The sequence below is a fragment of the Staphylococcus sp. GDH8C109P genome (genome assembly GCF_017893405.1).
Classification (GTDB): Bacteria; Bacillota; Bacilli; order Staphylococcales; family Staphylococcaceae; genus Staphylococcus; species Staphylococcus cohnii.
Genome location: NZ_JAESMX010000014.1, coordinates 303069 through 321099, shown reverse-complemented (window position 1 = coordinate 321099; position 18031 = coordinate 303069). Strand labels below are relative to the sequence as shown.

Annotated in this window: 15 protein-coding genes and 2 pseudogenes; 2 read left to right on the top strand and 15 right to left on the bottom strand. The window is 31.3% G+C overall.

Annotation, left to right across the window (positions count from 1 at the left end):
- Positions 1-5: 5 nt before the first annotated feature.
- The 9 genes from KA867_RS08275 to KA867_RS08235 all read right to left on the bottom strand — a co-directional run bounded on the left by KA867_RS08275 (position 6) and on the right by KA867_RS08235 (position 11142).
- On the bottom strand, positions 6-1982 hold the full coding sequence (locus KA867_RS08275) for a GA module-containing protein (protein ID WP_107386113.1): 1977 nt from the start codon (positions 1980-1982) through the stop codon (positions 6-8).
- 317 nt (positions 1983-2299) lie between these two features.
- Positions 2300-3454, bottom strand: a complete 1155-nt coding sequence (locus tag KA867_RS08270; RefSeq protein WP_210137666.1) for a nitrate/nitrite transporter — start codon at positions 3452-3454, stop codon at positions 2300-2302.
- Positions 3455-3600: 146 nt separating this feature from the next.
- Entirely contained in the window at positions 3601-4302 is a 702-nt protein-coding gene (gene narI, locus KA867_RS08265; protein WP_115347134.1) for a respiratory nitrate reductase subunit gamma, read from the bottom strand.
- A 42-nt stretch (positions 4303-4344) separates the two neighbouring features.
- Positions 4345-4944 (bottom strand): nitrate reductase molybdenum cofactor assembly chaperone, encoded by a 600-nt coding sequence (gene narJ / locus KA867_RS08260; RefSeq protein ID WP_210137665.1) that lies wholly within the window; start codon positions 4942-4944, stop codon positions 4345-4347.
- Positions 4941-6458, bottom strand: coding sequence for a nitrate reductase subunit beta (narH, locus tag KA867_RS08255; RefSeq protein WP_181187305.1), 1518 nt, complete (start codon positions 6456-6458; stop codon positions 4941-4943). The genes narJ and narH overlap by 4 nt, the downstream gene beginning before the upstream one ends.
- On the bottom strand, positions 6448-10128 hold the full coding sequence (locus KA867_RS08250) for a nitrate reductase subunit alpha (protein ID WP_181187306.1): 3681 nt from the start codon (positions 10126-10128) through the stop codon (positions 6448-6450). Before KA867_RS08250 ends, narH begins: the two co-directional genes overlap by 11 nt.
- Entirely contained in the window at positions 10128-10400 is a 273-nt protein-coding gene (locus tag KA867_RS08245; RefSeq protein WP_096808007.1) for a hypothetical protein, read from the bottom strand. The genes KA867_RS08250 and KA867_RS08245 overlap by 1 nt, the downstream gene beginning before the upstream one ends.
- Before the next feature lie 18 nt (positions 10401-10418).
- Positions 10419-10721, bottom strand: a complete 303-nt coding sequence (locus tag KA867_RS08240; RefSeq protein ID WP_210134301.1) for a hypothetical protein — start codon at positions 10719-10721, stop codon at positions 10419-10421.
- A gap of 1 nt (position 10722) precedes the next feature.
- Positions 10723-11142, bottom strand: coding sequence for a hemerythrin domain-containing protein (locus KA867_RS08235; protein ID WP_210137664.1), 420 nt, complete (start codon positions 11140-11142; stop codon positions 10723-10725).
- A gap of 216 nt (positions 11143-11358) precedes the next feature.
- Here KA867_RS08235 and KA867_RS08230 point away from each other — a divergent pair.
- Both KA867_RS08230 and KA867_RS08225 read left to right on the top strand, forming a co-directional pair.
- Positions 11359-12328 (top strand): annotated as a pseudogene (locus KA867_RS08230) (FAD-binding oxidoreductase).
- 15 nt (positions 12329-12343) lie between these two features.
- A complete protein-coding gene (locus KA867_RS08225; protein ID WP_096808003.1) occupies positions 12344-12517 on the top strand; it encodes a hypothetical protein in 174 nt (57 codons plus the stop codon).
- A gap of 131 nt (positions 12518-12648) precedes the next feature.
- Here the strand turns inward: KA867_RS08225 and KA867_RS08220 are convergent, their stop codons facing one another.
- The 6 genes and pseudogenes from KA867_RS08220 to KA867_RS08195 form a co-directional block, all read right to left on the bottom strand.
- A complete protein-coding gene (locus KA867_RS08220; protein ID WP_096808002.1) occupies positions 12649-13203 on the bottom strand; it encodes a DUF488 domain-containing protein in 555 nt (184 codons plus the stop codon).
- A gap of 398 nt (positions 13204-13601) precedes the next feature.
- Positions 13602-14222, bottom strand: a complete 621-nt coding sequence (locus tag KA867_RS08215; protein ID WP_210131811.1) for a hypothetical protein — start codon at positions 14220-14222, stop codon at positions 13602-13604.
- A gap of 128 nt (positions 14223-14350) precedes the next feature.
- Positions 14351-15124, bottom strand: coding sequence for an HNH endonuclease (locus tag KA867_RS13435; protein ID WP_232165827.1), 774 nt, complete (start codon positions 15122-15124; stop codon positions 14351-14353).
- A 23-nt stretch (positions 15125-15147) separates the two neighbouring features.
- Positions 15148-15773 (bottom strand): annotated as a pseudogene (locus KA867_RS08205) (type I restriction endonuclease); the annotation flags it as partial.
- Positions 15774-15909: 136 nt separating this feature from the next.
- The gene (locus KA867_RS08200; RefSeq protein ID WP_245340663.1) at positions 15910-16566 is read right to left on the bottom strand and encodes a hypothetical protein; all 657 of its coding nucleotides are present in this window, start codon (positions 16564-16566) and stop codon (positions 15910-15912) included.
- Between the two features lie 144 nt (positions 16567-16710).
- Positions 16711-17874, bottom strand: a complete 1164-nt coding sequence (locus KA867_RS08195) for an AlbA family DNA-binding domain-containing protein (RefSeq protein WP_210131807.1) — start codon at positions 17872-17874, stop codon at positions 16711-16713.
- Positions 17875-18031: the final 157 nt, after the last annotated feature.

Genomic DNA, 18031 nt, shown 5'->3' with positions numbered 1-18031 from the left:
TTTTTCTATTTATTTCGTTTGGTGAACCATATTAATCCACCACCTATAATGAAAAGTAGAATCCCTAATGGAATCGTTGATTTTTTTACTACTGTTCCTGTATCAGGTAAAGAAAAATCACCATTATTGTCAAATAAACCACTTAAAAAGCTACCCGAGGAATCACCTAGAGATAAAGCACGACCAGGCGAAGGATTAGATATATCCTTAATTCCATCTAATATACTGTTTCTATTGAATAAATCGTCAAATAGACTTGGTGTACCAAGTAATTTTGAATTTCCACTTAATTTTCGCATCTGTTCAGCTCTGTCTAACAAACTCCCATCAAATTTATTAGATAAACTTGGCGTATATTTTAATGGTTCAAACAAACCATGCATATCATCTTTAAATTTACTTATGTCTTTATCAGCCTTTAATAGATCATTCAACTCATTATTAATTCCCGATTTCATTAGATTTAATAAGTTATGCTTAGAATCTTCTTTTTTGGCAATAACGTCAGCAAGCGCTTTAGCTTTAGCATCATTTAATTTCGTAGCTAGCATTGTTTCTAAAGCTTTACGTTTATCATGAGATTGGTCCAATATATTTTCTAAAATATCATCACTTGTAACATTGTGCCCAAAATGATGTTTGATTAAAGCTACAATTTGTTCGTTACTAGGATTTTTATGCATTATTTCATCAACGATTTTTGATGTATCTATATGATCAAATTTAGTTAATAGAATTGTTTTAATAAGTTCTTGCTTATCAGTTGTTTTATCAAACATAGATTTTAAAATATCATCACTCGTAGTAGTAGATAAGTTATCTAACTCACTAACAACTTGACTCGCGATTTGTTGATCTGTTTTACCTTTTGTATCTATACGTTCTAAAATAGATTGTGCACTCTTTTCATCAAAAGTACCACTAACAATATCTTTTACAGCTTGTTCTTTATTATTTACAGATTGTAAATGATTTAATACAACGTCATTTTGTTTTTTTAGACTTTGTTGCGTTTTTTCTATTTCCTTTTTCAATTTTTCTTTGTTTTTAGCAGATATTGAGTCTCGTTCAGAAAGCTTTGAATCCAATATCTTTAAATTATTTTCTTTATTTTCGACATAATAATCTAAATTATCTTTTACTTTTGAATGGTTTGTCGTAACTTTATCGATGTCTTTTTTAATTTTGTCTGATTGTTGCATTTGATTACTCTTAGTATTAGATGTATCTTTAAATGCTAAACCGTCTTGGTTGTTTTCTTTAACAGCGCCTTCGTCTTTTTCTGAAGCCGTATTTTTATTTTCTTCACTATCATTCATATCTGCTATATCTTTACTTTCTTCATTTAGTTTACCCATATCAACTAAATTGGAAAAATTAACACTATCATCAAACAAATGAGCTGTATCTTGCTTTGTATCTCTTTGATTTAAATTAGCATCAAACGTATTATCTTGCAGACCTTCTTGATCGAACAATTCATTACTATCTTGTTCTTCAATATGGTTAGACTTTTCTTTGACAGAAGAGGCTATATTTTTTTGACCATCTAACTCACTTTTTACACTTTCCTTATCTTCAGATACTTCCTTTTTGTCATTTTCAATTAAATGACTCTGCACTTTATTCTGTTCAATGATTTTATTATCAACCTTTTTTGCTTTCTTCAATATTGCTTCAACTTCTTCTGTACTTTTAGCTTTTATAATTTCATTAATAGAAGCATCTTTCTGACTATCTTTAATGTTTTTTAGTTTATCAATTTTCTCTTTACCTTCTTGAATGCGTTTTTCTAGCGTATTTTCACTATTCGAATGTGTCTCAATATTTAAATCAGCCTTATCTTTTGCTTCTACTGATGGTGTTGAAGTCACACTATATCCCATTAAAGAAGTGCTAATAATGAGGGCCACACTAGAAAATTTAAATTGATGATTTAATCTAGTTTTATTATTTAAATTATTATACCTTAACTTTTTCATTAAATTCACCTTTCTTCTAATTATTCATCCTCATTATATAGGTTATATAAATTTATTCAAATAGCAATATTGAAATACTATCTCATTTAAAGTAATAAATATTGTACAACTCAACTTTTAGCTTTATTTATTATAGGGTTCTGCTTATCGTTTAATGATGAGGTTTTTGTAAAGTTTAAATAAAGCTCTTATTCATTAATTTATCAATTGAAAAGAAACATAATAAAAAGTATCAACCTTTTAAAGCTGATACTTTTCTAAATATTTTTAAAGCTAAGACTTCGCACAGTAAAGCTTTTAGCTTTAATTTCATTAAATTATATATTATATTCTTTTTTATATAAATGAGTCATTGTAATAAAAGCAATAACACCAAATATAGCTAATAAAATAAATGCTAGGTGACTTGAACCTGTCAAAGATGAAGTATATGTAATTACTAGTGGAGGGAAAAATCCTCCTAATCCTCCCATCATCGATACGACACCATTTGCTGATCCTGCTGCATTTTGAAAGTATGTTGGTACTAATTTAAATATTAGCCCATTACCAATACCTGCGCAAAAACTAATTAGCAGACACCCTATTGTAAATAATGCAATGTGACTTGAGACACCTAATATGACAGAACCAACAATTAAAAATACAAAGTCCACCATTAATGATTTTACAGCATTTATTTTATCACCAATAACACCACCTATAGGTCTTAGAAATGTTGCTAATGCAATAAAAATGCCTGTGCGAATACCTGCGTCTACTTTATCTATACCAAAATGATTGACTAAGTAATTAGGTAAAAATAAACCAAATGCTACAAACGAACCAAAAGTAATAAAATACCAAAAGCTTAAATAATATGTTTTATAGTTAGCGGCAAGTCCAAATATCTGTTTTATTGAAACTTTTACTCTTTTCTCTTTGCCATCACCAAGGAAAAACATCAAAATGGCAAACAAAGCAATTATAATTAAATAAAAACGTACAGTGATTTGCCAACCAAATACACCAGCCATTGGTGGAGCCAAAAATGCAGATATAGCAGTTCCAATGTTACCTATTCCATAAATACCATTTGCTAGACCTATCTTATTTTTGTCGAAATATTTCGGCACAGAGGTAACACCAACCGAGAAAACAGCACCTCCAACACCTAAAAAAAATCCAGAGATCATTAATACACTTGACGATTGTGCTTGTCCTAATAAATAAATCGGGAAAAGTAAAATAACAAAACTCCAGAAAAATACCCATTTAGCACCAATAAGATTGGTCAGGTATCCAAACGGTACTCTTAATATTGAACCAAGTATAACAGGTATGGCTACAATTACAGATAATTGTGTTTCAGAAATTTTTATATCTTGTGATATATAAGGCATAAGTGGAGATATAATACTCCATGCCATAAATCCCACTACTAAACTTAAAGTTTGCAAACCAAGTTGAAAACTACCATTTGTCTTATACATGCTATCACCTTCACCCATTTGTATTTTGTTGATATTTCTAAAATAGATAACCTTTAATTTGAATTACACAAATGAATACTTATAACGCAATTAAGTCAAATTTTAAATGTAAAAAATATCGAATAACTTTCCCTATTTTTAATATTTTATAAATTCTTTTTTCTGCTTTGGTATTGGTTTCTAGCTCTATACTGTTGAGGTACACGTTTTAAGTATTTTATAGGAAAACTGAATATGTGTATCAAATTTGTAAATGGAATAGAAGCAAACAATAAAAATGCTGAAATCACATGTAATCTAAAGATTAAAGGAGCTTCCCCCATTAAATTATATTTAGGTTGGAAAATAAATAAACTTCTAAACCATGGACCTATTGTAGCTCTATATTCATATGCAATGACAGTAGTATTATATATAATTGTCATATAAGCACCTATTGCTGCAACTACTAAAACCATTATCAATGAGAAATAATTACCAAAAGACGTATGAGCGCGAATTCTTTCGTTTGTTATTTTTCTATATAATAAAATAATATCACCTACTACAATCATCAGTCCTGCGAAACCACCGGCAACAATAGCTCCAAAATGATACATATGATCCGTAATACCTATAAGTTCATAAAATTCCATAGGTATAATCATTCCCATCACATGACCAACAAAGGCAAAGACAATACCCCAATGAAATAATAAAGACCCAAATTTTAGTTTTTTTCTCTCAAAAAATTCGGTAGAAGGAGCTGTCCAACTCAATTGTCGAAATGCATATCTGTATAAAACACCCAAAATCATTATGGTAAGCGTAATGTAGGGGAAGATTATCCACCATATAATATTTGTCATAGAATTTCCTCCATATTAATTGGGATGATAAAACAAAATTCCTTATTCATACATTATTGGATAAGGCATATTTTCAGTGTCAGGATCTTCTTTTTTGATTTCTTCCATTTCTTCAGTTGTAGGTTTATCAAACACAAAATCAGTAAGTAAATTTAAAATATTTTTATAAGGATTCTTTTTATCTAGTGATTGATTAACTTGCCATGTAGCCTTTCCTAAACGTTTCATAAGTTTGTTGTGAATCTTCTCATCAGTAGATACGGCTAAAAGTTCATATAAAGATGGTAGATAATCAGCAAGTTGTTTTTCGTCTCGTTCCAATCCAGCTTGACTAATAATAACTTGGATTTGAATTAATCCGCCACCTCTCATAGAATCATCACCATACTCATGAGCTGTTAAATAAAGCCCTGTATCTTCTTGCCAATCAAAAGTACTTACATATAATTGTTGGATGTCTTTTAAAGAATAGCTTTCTAAATCATTAAATACTAAATTCATTAAATTTTTTGCATCTTGTGAATCAACGTCATTTTTATATAAATCTTTCAATTCTCTATATTCACTCAGTCTATTTTTTTCAGGATAATCGAGAAGATATGCCGCGATAAACAAAATAACTTGCTGTTCTTCGCTTATCATTTTCTAGCCTCGCTTCCATATTTCATTCTCATCATAGCTGGATGTAATCCTTCTGGAGGCGCTAAATCTTCTAAACTACAAGCCCCTTGTTCATAATAATTTTCTTCTTTATTTTCTCGACGTCCTGTAGGAATAACAAATCGTTTTTCATATTTCGCTACCCCGAGTAAATCTGCCATATCTTCTAGTTCATCAACAGTCAATCCAGACTCTTTTAACAATTTGCTATGCTCTACTTCACTTATACCACCAACATTTTTTGAACGCATATGAACGCGCATTGCTGCTGTTTTTAGTAAAGTTTGTCGTATAACTTCTGTATCCCCCGCCGAAAGAATAGAAGCTAAATATTCAAGCGGTATACGCATATCATCAACTGCTGGAATATAACCATCTGCACTCAATTGATTTTCATTTGTAATATGACTCATAATTGGGCTTAATGGTGGAACGTACCAAACCATTGGCATCGTTCTATATTCTGGATGCAACGGTAAAGCAATTTTCCATTTTATAGCCATTTTATAAACTGGTGATTGCTGGGCAGCTTCAATCCAAGCATCAGTAATACCTTCTTCTTTTGCTTTTGCAATGACTTCTTCATCAAAGGGGTCACAAAAACAATCTAGTTGTGCTTGATATAAATCTTGTGGATCTTCAACTGAAGCTGCTTCTTTCACTTTATCTGCATCATATAGCACTACACCAATATATCTAATACGTCCTACACACGTTTCTGAACATATAGTAGGCAGCCCTGCTTCCGTTCTCGGATAACAGAAATTACATTTTTCTGCTTTATGTGAATTCCAATTGTAATAGACTTTATGATAGGGGCAACCGCTCATACAAAAACGCCATCCTCTACATTCTTCCTGATCAACTAAAACTACACCATCTTCATCACGTTTATATAATGCACCTGAAGGACATGAAGCTACGCAAGATGGATTTAAACAATGTTCGCAAATTCTTGGTAAATACATCATAAAAGTTTTCTCATATTCCATAGCAACATGCTCTTGTTTCATTTTATCTATGTTTGGATCCATAGGTACAATTTCACTTCCACCCGCTAAATCATCGTCCCAATTTGGTCCCCATTCAGGCTTATCCATAAACTTACCAGTAATTTTTGACTTTGGCCGTGCTACAGGTAAGTTTTTAGTTCTAGGCGCAAAATGAAGACGAGCAAAGTCATGCGTCCATGGTTCAAAATAATCTTCTATTGTAGCCATGTCCGGGTTATAGAATATATTAGCAAGTTTTTGAATAGGACCGCCTGCTTTTAGTTTTAATCGCCCGTTCTTCATTTCCCAACCGCCTTTAAATCGATCTCTGTCTTCCCATCGTTTAGGGTAACCAGGACCTGGACGAGTTTCTACATTATTGAAATACATATACTCTGTCCCTGGGCGATTTGTCCACGTGTTTTTACAAGTTACACTACATGTATGACAACCTATACATTTATCTAAATGCATAACCATTGCTACTTGTGATTTAATCTTCAAGCCAGTCAACCTCCTTAAGTGGTCTAACAATCGAAATTGTATCACGTTGATTCCCTGTTGGGCCGTAATAATTAAAGCCATAACTTAATTGTGCATAACCGCCTATCATATGTGTTCCTTTTGGATGTATGCGTGTAACACTATTATGTGTCCCACCACGTTTTTTATTAATTGTATTACCTGGAACGCCCATTACTCTATCCTGAGCATGATGCATATAAGCAACACCTTGAGGAATTCTATATGTTGTAACAGCTCTTGCAACAACAGCTCCATTACGATTATACAATTCAATCCAATCATTATCATATATCCCTATTGAATTCGCATCATCTTCGTTTAACCACACTGTTTGCCATCCACGGAACAATTGTGTCATTTGATCAGTATCAGTAAACATTGTATGAATACCCCATTTTTGATGTGGCGTCAAATAACGTAGCTTTATTGATTTACCTGTATCTGTTATTCCTTTTTCATTTTTTAAATAAGGACCTGAATATAGTGGCGGGATATATAACGGTAATCCTTCACCGTAATCAAGCATGACTTCATGGTCTAAATAAAAACTTTGTCTACCTGTTAGAGTATGCCATGGTAGTTTAAATTCTACATTAGATGTGAATGGTGAATAACGTCTGCCATCATTTTCTAAACCAGTCCATACAGGTGTTGAAATTGTTTGACGTGGTTGTACAGTAATATCATCTAATGTTAAATCTTCTTCTTCACGACCTTTTGAAACAAATTCAAAATCTTTGCCTGTCGTTTCTTTTAATGACTTCCAACCTTCTACAGCGCGTTTACCATTTGTAGCACCTGACATAAGTAGAATCGCATTACAAGCTTGTTTTGCTGTTCTCATATCAGGGTGGCCTTTACCTATATTTTCCCTATCCGCTTTTCCAAGTCTTTTGAGCAGTTCATCATACACCGGTTGACCCGGTATTTTTACACCTTTGGTACCGTATCCTTTTTTTAAATTTGGGCCTATTGTTGACCACATATCATAAAGGTTTGGATAATCTCTTTCTACAATCGCAAAATTTGGCATCGTTTGTCCTGGAATAGCTTCCACTTCACCTTTTCTCCAGTCTTTAACTTTTCCATATGGCTGTGCCAATTCTGACTTAGTATCATGTCCAAGTGGTTGCATAACTAAATCTTCACTCTTAGGTAAATAATCTTTAGCTAATTCTGAAAATGTTCTTGCAATCTCTCTAAAAGCATCCCAATCACTCTTCGTTTCCCAAGGTGGTGTAATAGCTTGGTTAAATGGATGAACAAATGGATGCATATCCGTTGAACTTAAGTCATTTTTCTCATACCAAGTAGCTGCAGGTAATACAATATCAGAAAATAACCCTGAGCTTGTCATACGGAAATCCATACTTATTAATAAATCAACTTTACCCTCTGCTGGGGTATCATTTAAGTTAATATTTTTTGGTTGCCACGAATTTTTTGTATCCGTTAAGATTGAATCATCTCCGCCAATCATGTGCTTCACAAAGTATTCGTGCCCTTTACCACTATCTCCAAGTAAATTTGAACGCCAATTAAAAAACACTTTAGGGAAGGTGCGTTCATCATCTGGGTTTTCTATAGCCCAATTTAATTCACCTTCTGCTAGTTGTTTAGCGATATCATTAATAGCTTCAGCATCATCAAGATTTCGTTTTCTTGCATCACTAATTACATCTAAGCTATTCTCAGTCAGTTGTGGATATCCAGGTAACCACCCTAATCTCACAGATAACGCATTAAAATCTGCAGGGTGCATATTACTAAATTTTCCACCCCAATCAAAATTATCTTGATCTTCATCAGATTCATATCTGAATTGATCTGTTGCAAAGTAAAAATACGAAGTACCATTCATATGTCTAGGTGTACCTTTCCAATCATTGGCGAAGGCGACTTGAGCAAATCCTTCCGAAGGTCTTACTTTTTCTTGACCAACATAATGAGCCCAACCACCTCCATTAACACCTTCTGTACCACACAGCATAATAATATTAAGTATTGCTCTATAAATTTGATCACTATGATACCAATGGTTTGTACCTCCACCCATCGCTATCATAGCCTTACCTTTGGTAAGTTCAGCAGTTTGTGCAAACTCACGAGCTACTTGAATCACATGTTCTTTTTTTACACCAGTAATTCCTTCTTGCCATGCTGGTGTATAAGGTACAGTAGAATCATCATAAGTAACATGTGTATTTTCATCTAAACCTCGGTCTACACTTGTATGAGCCATCATCAAATCATACACCGTAGTCACTAAAATATCATTACCATTCTTATCTTTAATTACTTTAGTTGGTACTTTATGCGTTATTGATGAATTATCTTTTGTTGCAAAATGTGGGAAATCAACTGAATCTATGTTGTCAGATATATCTATAAAACTAAGCATAGGATTAATTGCATTCCCTGATTCATCTTCTAATTCTAAATTCCAATTTTGTTTTCCATCCCAATGGTGACCTGCACTACCAATTGGAACAACAGGTTTTTGTATATTTTCATCCCACACTACTGTTTTCCAATCTCCTAAGCTATATTCATTGGATAAATCAGCAGCCCTCAAGAAATTGTCAGCTCTCAGACTACCGTTTTTATCTTTCAATTGAACAAGAAATGGCAAATCTGTGTATTGTTTTACATATTGAGTAAAATAAGGTACTTCTCTATCAACATAGAATTCTTTCAAAATAACATGTGTCATTGCCATAGCAAGCGCACCATCTGTGCCTTCTTTTGCTGGTAACCACATATCAGCAAATTTTTCATATTCAGCGTAATCAGGACTAACACCAACAACTTTAGTACCTGCATAGCGAGATTCAACCATAAAATGTGCGTCAGGCGTTCTTGTTTGTGGTAAATTTGTCCCCCATATGATGAAATATTTAGAATTATACCAATCTGCACTTTCTGGAACATCAGTTTGATCGCCCCACACTTGAGGAGAAGCAGGAGGTAAATCAGCATACCAGTCATAAAAACTAATAATTGTTCCACCAATTAAAGATAAAAATCGAGTCCCTCCTGCGTAACTTATCATTGACATAGCTGGAATAGGTGAAAATCCAGCAATACGATCTGGACCATATTTTTTTATAGTATAAATAGATGAAGCAGCTATCATTTGACAAATACTCTTCCAATTTCCTCTTATAAAACCGCCTTTTCCGCGTGCTTTAATATATTTCTGCTTTTTTTTCTTATCACTGACAATATTTTCCCAAGCTTGAACTGGGTTTTGTACTTCTTCAAGTTCGTTTTCCCATAATTCATATAAGTCTTTACGAATATATGGATATTTAACTCTAGTTGGACTATATGTATACCATGAATAGCTTGCTCCCCTAGGACAACCACGAGGTTCATATTGTGGAAAATCGTCTCCTGTAGAAGGGTAATCAATTTGTTGTGTTTCTTGAGTGACAATACCGTCTTTCACGTAAATTTTCCAACTACAAGATCCAGTACAATTAACACCGTGTGTCGAACGTACTACTTTATCATGTTGCCAACGATTTCGATAAATACTTTCCCAATCGCGAGGTCTAGGACTTTCTTCAGTCCAATTATTGTTTATTAAATTTCCACGTTTTAAATGTTTAAGTTTATGTAGTAATTTATTATGCTTTTTATCCATCAAGACATCTCCCCATCACTCTTAGAAATCGGATTAAATCTTTCACCTGTAATTTTAAATGCTCCGTTACCCTCTTTTAGTTCTTCAATAAAAATTTCAAATGTTGGTGCATTTGCAGCAACTAAGATGAGTCGTTCAATTGTATTATTGTCGTTAATATTATAGATTTTCTCTATCATTTCACCAGAAATTGAGCCAAATCTCATACGCAAAATACCTATTAAGTCTTCTCTATCCTCTATAAGCATTGCTTCATTTTCCATTGAAAACATATAATCCCCCCATATTCATTATGGCATTATCATTTTGAAATATTCTGAAATAAATATTCGATGACATGCTGCTGTTGTATATTTAAAAAAATTCAATATATCATTATATGGCGCTTCAAGCGCTTGTTTCTTAAAATAACAACTTGTACCATGTTTAAATGTTTCACCATAACGGATAGAAATTTCTAAATTATCCCCATCTACAATTGCAGTAGCATCAACGTCAAAAAAATGTATATTATTCTTTTCCAATTCATTCACCATTAAGTTATATATATCTTCATTAACAAATCTTAATGGTTTTTCCTTTTTTTGTATCATTTTATCCCTTCTCCTTACTCGCAACCCAAGCTTCTTCATCTTCATTGTGTAAATCATCCACTTCTATCATGGTATAAAATTTTACCAATACCTCATGATTCATTTCCTCATTTTTTAACGCTGATTTAATTTGTTTTGCTAATTCTCTTAATAAGTCATGATCTCTTTGAAGTCTATGCATAATTTTTATTTGAGAAGGATCATTTCCTGCTAATTCAGGATACAATCCTTCTTCTTCAACATCAGCATGAGCAAGAACTCTTGCTTCCCAATGTTCTAATAAGACATATGCAATTTCTAAAGCTTTGTTTCTTTGATTCATCGTTTTTTTTAGCACTGCTGTAATCTCTCTAGCTTCATTTAAAGAAGCTTCATGAATAGAATTATGACTTTCGGACTTTTTCAAACTAGGACCTGCCATTTAACGTTCCCCCTATCATATATGCTTATATTATCTCCTTATAATGTAATGCTACACCTTATTGTTATTGTAAGCAACTCTATTCAAAACAAAATTTTACATGTTTGTTTTAAAAGTATGAAAATTGCTAAAATTTTCACAATTTAAGCCAATAGTTTATTGAATTGTATTTATTTTAGTGGTTCAATGGAATTAAAGAACAAAAGGAGGAATTTGATGCTTACGAAAGAAGAAAAAGATATTATTCAACAAACCGTACCTCTATTACAAGAAAAGGGTGTAGAAATTACTTCAATTTTTTATCCTAAAATGTTCAAAGCTCATCCTGAATTATTAAATATGTTTAATCAAAGCAATACAAGATGTTACAGGATTAGAAGATAATGATCCTATCATCCAAACATGGGTTAAAGCTTATGGAGAGCTTGCAGATGCATTTATACAGATTGAAAAAAGCATATATGATCAAATGTTATGGATTGGCTTTAAACCTTTTAAAGTTTCTAAAATCAAACAAGAGTCTCAAGATGTTAAATCATTTACAATTGAATCTTCAGAGTATGATTTAAGCCAATTTAAACCTGGACAATATATTACTGTAGATCTTTCTAGTGAAAAACTACCTTATCGAGCTAAACGTCACTATTCAATTACTTCTGGTGATGAAAATCATTTAACTTTTGGTGTTAAACGGGATACAACTGACGAATACGAAGGAGAAGTTTCAACCATTTTACACGATGAAGTCAATGAAGGTGATATGATTAATTTGGCTGCACCTGTCGGTGGCTTTGTTTTAGAAGATACAAGTCATCCAAAACTATTCATAGGGTCTGGAATTGGAGTAACGCCTTTGGTTGCGATGTTTAATCAAGCCTCTTCAGAAGGCCTTGAATCACAAATGATACAGGTTGGAAGTGATGAGGCACACTTACCTTTTAAAGAAGATTTTGAAATGATTGCTCATAACAACGTTAGTGCAAAATTAGAGACACATCTGAAAAGTAAACATGGCTACTTCAATTCTGATAATCTAAAAAACTACTTAATAAATGACCCTGAAATTTATATCTGTGGTGGAACGAGCTTTTTACACTCCATTATAGATGCATTAAAAGCTCTAGATCATGATATGAACCACGTTCATTATGAAACATTTGTGCCGAGATTAAGTGTCGAAGTTTAAAGGGAGTTATCAAATATGAAAATCAATCAAAGATATATTAAAGTATTTGTGCTGTATTTAATAAGTAATTTAATTTCAAATATACTCGTTAAAAATAACAATTTAATTAAAGTAATGTCTCAAATATTTATAGGTTACACACTTTTTGCTTTAGGTTTAAAATATTTAAAAAAATTAAAAACAAACTAAATTTTTATAAATTTACCAATCAAGGTTAAGTATATTTATACTTAACCTTTTTATTATAGTTAATGATAGTTTAACATTTAAAAAATGGTAGCTTGCTTTGTTAATATTAAATTTGGATTATTTATATAAAATTACTCTGTTGTAGTTGGATATACAACTTCTCCGTCATATTCAATAATAGGTAAAGCTCCCCACTGCCCTAATTCATGCGGTATTAGCGCTACTTTATCATTATTATTTACAATAATATGAACGACTTTTTCATTATGCAACTCTAGCCAATTACTAATAATCAAACGATGACATCGTGAAGGATGACGTTCTGCACATAACAAAGCAACCATATGATTTTCTTTCTCTTTCATCAATATATTGATACCTTCTTTAAAATTTTTAGTCAAAGTATAATCTGCATAATTGTGAAATGATTGATTTTGCCACCCAGCATTCAAATTTTCTCCAACTATATTTGAACGTTTGCTTCTTCCACCTAGCAATGAAATGTGTTTGTATTTTACATTATGTTCTTTTAACCAAACAGAGAACTCATTTCGATTATACTGTGGATTGTTTTTACTATTTGGAAATGATCTCACATCAATAATTTTTGTTATCTTCGCTTGTTCTAACATCTTTAGAAATGTATCAAGCGTATAATTATAATGGCCTATCGTAAATATTGTCATTTTATTTTACTCTCCATGACTTATAAAATATAAGTATTTTTAAGAAGTATATATCACACAATATGATTTTTAGTTTTATTTGTGGTAGGGCTCTGCTTATCAGTTAATGATGCGGTTTTTGAAAAATAACTACAGAAATTTATAGAAGAACAACAAGACTCAAACACTATATCATATAATAAGTTCTTAGAAGCTTACAAAGTAGACACGTCTTCTGATTAAACTAATACAGTTGATGAATTAACAGAAAATCCAGTATGTATTGAGTACATAAGAGATCAAACAGAAGCTAGAGAAAAAGGTCAAGGTAGAACTTATTAAGCATATTAAATTAATTAACTTGATACTTTTCAATAAAAAACAGAGCACCCCCATAACGTGGAGGATGCTCTATTTTTTTATAACGCATTTACTAATCTTTCAAATTCATCTTTATTAATATTAATACCTTCAAGATTAACATTTGCTAAATTAGGGTGTTGACCGCTTGTTAGGACATATACTTCAATATGTGGACATGTTTCATTAACGATAGGCATGATTTCTTCATCAAACCGCTTCGGTCCATTGTTTTCACTGTAAATCACAACATGAAATCTAATATCATCAGCTATATTCATAGGAATTCTGTCTTCTCTCTTTCTAGACAATACACACTGTTTTCCTACGATATTTGAAATCCATTCTTCTTTCTTTCGGCAATAATCTATAAAATCTTTTCTTTGATATCCTAAGTCCATTTTAACTTCTAGTATATTTTTAATTTCATTATCTTCACAAATTAATAAATCCGGATATCTTGTACTTAAAGATTTATCAATCATAGATAAAGGTTGATCAATAAATATTTGGACACTTTCCAATCTACTAATCAAATAAGCACCCAGCAAGTCTTCTCCAATACCTGAAATACTATGATTACGTCCTCGATATAAATTTTCATGGGGGTAAGTAGGCTTTCCTGCTTCTTTATATGCCTTTACAAGATGTTCGATAACTTCCACTTCAGTGAATTTCATACTCAATCACCCTATCTATAGATACTCTATATTTCAACAAACAAAGTATATCACACGTTTGAAAGCACAAATGCAAAAAAACTCCTAATAAATTAAGAGGGTTGAATGATAGTTTATAAAATATTAAATTATTTGCTATTATAATTAACTATTTTGGTTAATTCTTTAATCGTTAAAGGTTGTTTAGTATTTCTATGAATCATTTTATGGCAATTAGAACATAGTGGGACTAAATCTTTTTGTGGATTTACTTTTATTTCTCTTTTTATTGAAAACATTGGTTTTAAATGATGAATTTCAATAAAACCCTCACCTAAATCGCCATACTTAGCTTTAAAATCAAATCCACATACTTTACATGTAGTTCCATGAATTTTAATAGCTTCATTTCTTAATGCCTGATTTCTTTCATATTTAATACCGTACTGTACATATGGTTTACCTTCGACATATTCAGTGTTTTCTAACTCATTATCTAAATTTAAAATATTCGTTTTCAAGACTTTTTGTATATAACTTTTTAAAGGTTCCTTTAAAGTCATAGGACCTTGAACATTACCTTTTAACCCATTATCTTGTAAAAATTCTAAATCTAATTGGTCATCATCAAGTTTGTTTAATAACTTTAATTCCATGTAATTACCATAGTTAATATAATTATCACCCTTGATAACAAATTGACTATCATCAATTGTTGACTTAGGTTTGTTAACTTCTTTAATCAAACATTGATATTTAATACTCTTAATAGGTGCGGAGATGTATATATAAAGAACATCACCTTTCTTGGCCTTCTTTAAATTCGGACTTTGCTTCCAATCAATAACATCTAACTTATCAAACGCTGCAACTACATTATAGAATTTAACATTACAAGGTATAACCCATTGAGTATTTGTCATATTCATTCCCCTTTTGTAATAACTAGTTGGCATGGCCTTAAAAATCTATTAGTAATGTCACTCAAATTATTAATACGATTGTTATCTTTATCACTCCAATAAAACATATGGCTTTTTAATATATTACCATCATTATTAGAGATATAATGCGTTTCTACGCATTACTTAAAACGAATAATTGTATGTATCGAAATAGACCTGTATAGTTTTGTTTTCGATAACTCATAACTTGATTAATTGCTTCATTTATGTCTACACCACGACGCTTAAGTTCAATTTGAGCTAAAGGCAATCCATTCACTAATATTGCGACATCATATCTTGCTTTATATTTATCATTTATCGATAATTGATTTGTAATTTGGAATTTGTTTTTACACTAATTTTTTGTGTCTAAAAAGGATAAATATTCTTCGGTTTCATCATTACGCTTTAAAGGCAATTTATCGCGTAGAATACGTGCACTTTCAAAAATACTTTTCCCATTAATCATCGTTAATAAGCGTTGAAACTCTTTATCTGTTAATGGTTGATTTTTGAATTTATCAGCATGACGTTCATTGAGAATAGCACGGAAATTATCCAATAATTGCTGTTCATTTCTAATCGTTACAGTTTCATAGCCATTTAATTCTAACTGTTCCATCATTTCATTTTATAGAGCAAATTCACTTTGGTATACCATAACATCCCCTACCTTTGTTTCTACTACAATTAATTATACTATATTATTGTATTCATATTGTTTGAGTTTTATAAATATTTTTTATGAGTATTTCTTTATTTTAAGCAAATAATGTAACCTCCGCTTTGATAGGATCATAGTTCAGTTTAAACCTTTGGATTTGGATTTCCATCGGTAAATCTTTTCCTGAAAGAGTCTCACCTTGTATCTTTACAAGGAGTTTTGGTGGGCTGATAATATAGCCAAATAGATAGAAATTAGTAGCATAACTAAATTCACTCGGTATACTAACTAAAAGATCACTTTCTTTCGAAACGCCTTTTATTTTCATTTGTTTTGTATGTGTATTGAACGTAATTTCTTTGTTTGAAAATCCCCATTTATCATGTTCTGAGTAAAGATTACATATATTGTCATCACAATTAAATTCTCTTTTATAATCCTCAAATAGAATTCTTTGCTTGTGAGTTTTAAATTCATCCTTGTCCCATATAACTTCAGATTCGACAATTACATTCTTAGCTACTCCACCAACATTTTTTAAATATATAAATTTTTTTTTTTGCCCTATAAAATGTGTTTTAGCTTTATCATTTGTTACTAAAGATGATTCATTGCTAAAGTTAAATATATCTATCTGTATACTATTCTTTATAAAGTCTTTATTTAGCTCATATGAGTATTTAGTGCTATCAAACAAAAATAGTGGAGTATTAGAAATTCTTTTATGTTCTTCGGCTTTACCGTTATAATACATATTCGTTAAAAACGTAAGTAAGGAGATCACTAAAGAAAAGTTGGATATATACTTTGCTGTTTCTGATTTAATAAGCATGAAAATTATTAATAAGATTAAAAATATAATGACAGTGTATAAAATTTTTACATTTTCTACTCCTTATTAACTATTAATTTGTCTAAACTTTTCAAGTTCATCTTTTAAAACTTTAACTGTTTTTATTTTTTTAGTGATATCTTCTTTTGCACGTTGTGACAAATGTTCAGTTCCAAATACACGTTTATTATTTTCATTAATTGACTGATTAACTTTATCCCAATTATCTAATATATAATTTTCAAAAAGTTCCTTTTCTACATCACTTTTATAAACCAAAACACATTCTACAAATTTATCCATTGCAAATTTCTCTTCCATCGAATCACCCTTATACATAAAAAGATGAATATTATAAAGCATCGTCTCTTCAATGAAATAACGATAATAAATAGTATCATCTCTACGCATATTAAAATTTATCGCACCTGGCTCAGGTACTGGTGTTGTGTAGATACCTGAATCCAAAGAGATACACTGCCTACTATATAAAACTGTACTATGATATTTGAATTCATAATATGAATATAAAGTGTTACTATTTGTCTGATTATACGCATAGAATGGGCTTCCTAAACTGGAATAATCTTCTTTTTCTGCCATTTCTTCATTTTCATATACGATATACTCTGGTGCTTCACTATAAAAATAACCAGTTGAGTTTAGCATCCATTTCTCAGGAGTTAGTAAATAATTTTGTAACCTCTTTATAGGACTAGGATATAAACCAAAATGCATTTTCCATAGTATCTCTGTATCTAATGGACTTGCAGTAGAATTAATTGGTGTATTTTTATCTTCAACTCTTGTATAAATGCTACCTGCATTGACTGTTTTGTTTTTTCCACTTTTTTTATCGGTTTCTGCTTTCTCCAGATAGTATGGTACGTATCCTTTAGGATTTATTATAATGACATCGATTTCTTTTTCTTCATATTCAAACATCATTAATGAGACCTTGGGGTACCTAGCCGCAGCAAACTTTTTTCCAGTAACAAATGATATTAATTCTTCTTGGGTTTTTCGGTTTGGATCACCTGCAACCCCCAGGATGTGACCATTATCAGCCACTCCCAAAATCAAATAAGCTTCCTGATTTGATAAGTTATTCGACAAACAAATTATATCATGTAATAATTCAACTTTATCTTTATGATATTCTGCTTTAAAATCCCAGTAACACCCTTCTCTCTTTTCTTGTATTAAATTTATTATTTGATGCTTTAACATCACATTAGACTCCCCCTTTTAATTAAGTATTTTCTTTCGAAACCAATTCTATAAGTCCGAATTTTAAAAAATAGTAAAACTATCACTCATTTTCCATTTGCTCTCTTATTTGCACACAAAACAAGAACAAATGTTCCCTTTATTACTATTAATTCTA

Coding starts and splice junctions, on each gene's coding strand:
- KA867_RS08275 (WP_107386113.1), bottom strand. CDS start 1,982: ATGAAAAAGTTAAGGTATAATAATTTAAATAATAAAACTAGATTAAAT.
- KA867_RS08270 (WP_210137666.1), bottom strand. CDS start 3,454: ATGTATAAGACAAATGGTAGTTTTCAACTTGGTTTGCAAACTTTAAGT.
- narI (WP_115347134.1), bottom strand. CDS start 4,302: ATGACAAATATTATATGGTGGATAATCTTCCCCTACATTACGCTTACC.
- narJ (WP_210137665.1), bottom strand. CDS start 4,944: ATGATAAGCGAAGAACAGCAAGTTATTTTGTTTATCGCGGCATATCTT.
- KA867_RS08250 (WP_181187306.1), bottom strand. CDS start 10,128: ATGGATAAAAAGCATAATAAATTACTACATAAACTTAAACATTTAAAA.
- KA867_RS08245 (WP_096808007.1), bottom strand. CDS start 10,400: ATGTTTTCAATGGAAAATGAAGCAATGCTTATAGAGGATAGAGAAGAC.
- KA867_RS08240 (WP_210134301.1), bottom strand. CDS start 10,721: ATGATACAAAAAAAGGAAAAACCATTAAGATTTGTTAATGAAGATATA.
- KA867_RS08235 (WP_210137664.1), bottom strand. CDS start 11,142: ATGGCAGGTCCTAGTTTGAAAAAGTCCGAAAGTCATAATTCTATTCAT.
- KA867_RS08225 (WP_096808003.1), top strand. CDS start 12,344: ATGAAAATCAATCAAAGATATATTAAAGTATTTGTGCTGTATTTAATA.
- KA867_RS08220 (WP_096808002.1), bottom strand. CDS start 13,203: ATGACAATATTTACGATAGGCCATTATAATTATACGCTTGATACATTT.
- KA867_RS08215 (WP_210131811.1), bottom strand. CDS start 14,222: ATGAAATTCACTGAAGTGGAAGTTATCGAACATCTTGTAAAGGCATAT.
- KA867_RS13435 (WP_232165827.1), bottom strand. CDS start 15,124: ATGACAAATACTCAATGGGTTATACCTTGTAATGTTAAATTCTATAAT.
- KA867_RS08200 (WP_245340663.1), bottom strand. CDS start 16,566: ATGTATTATAACGGTAAAGCCGAAGAACATAAAAGAATTTCTAATACT.
- KA867_RS08195 (WP_210131807.1), bottom strand. CDS start 17,874: ATGTTAAAGCATCAAATAATAAATTTAATACAAGAAAAGAGAGAAGGG.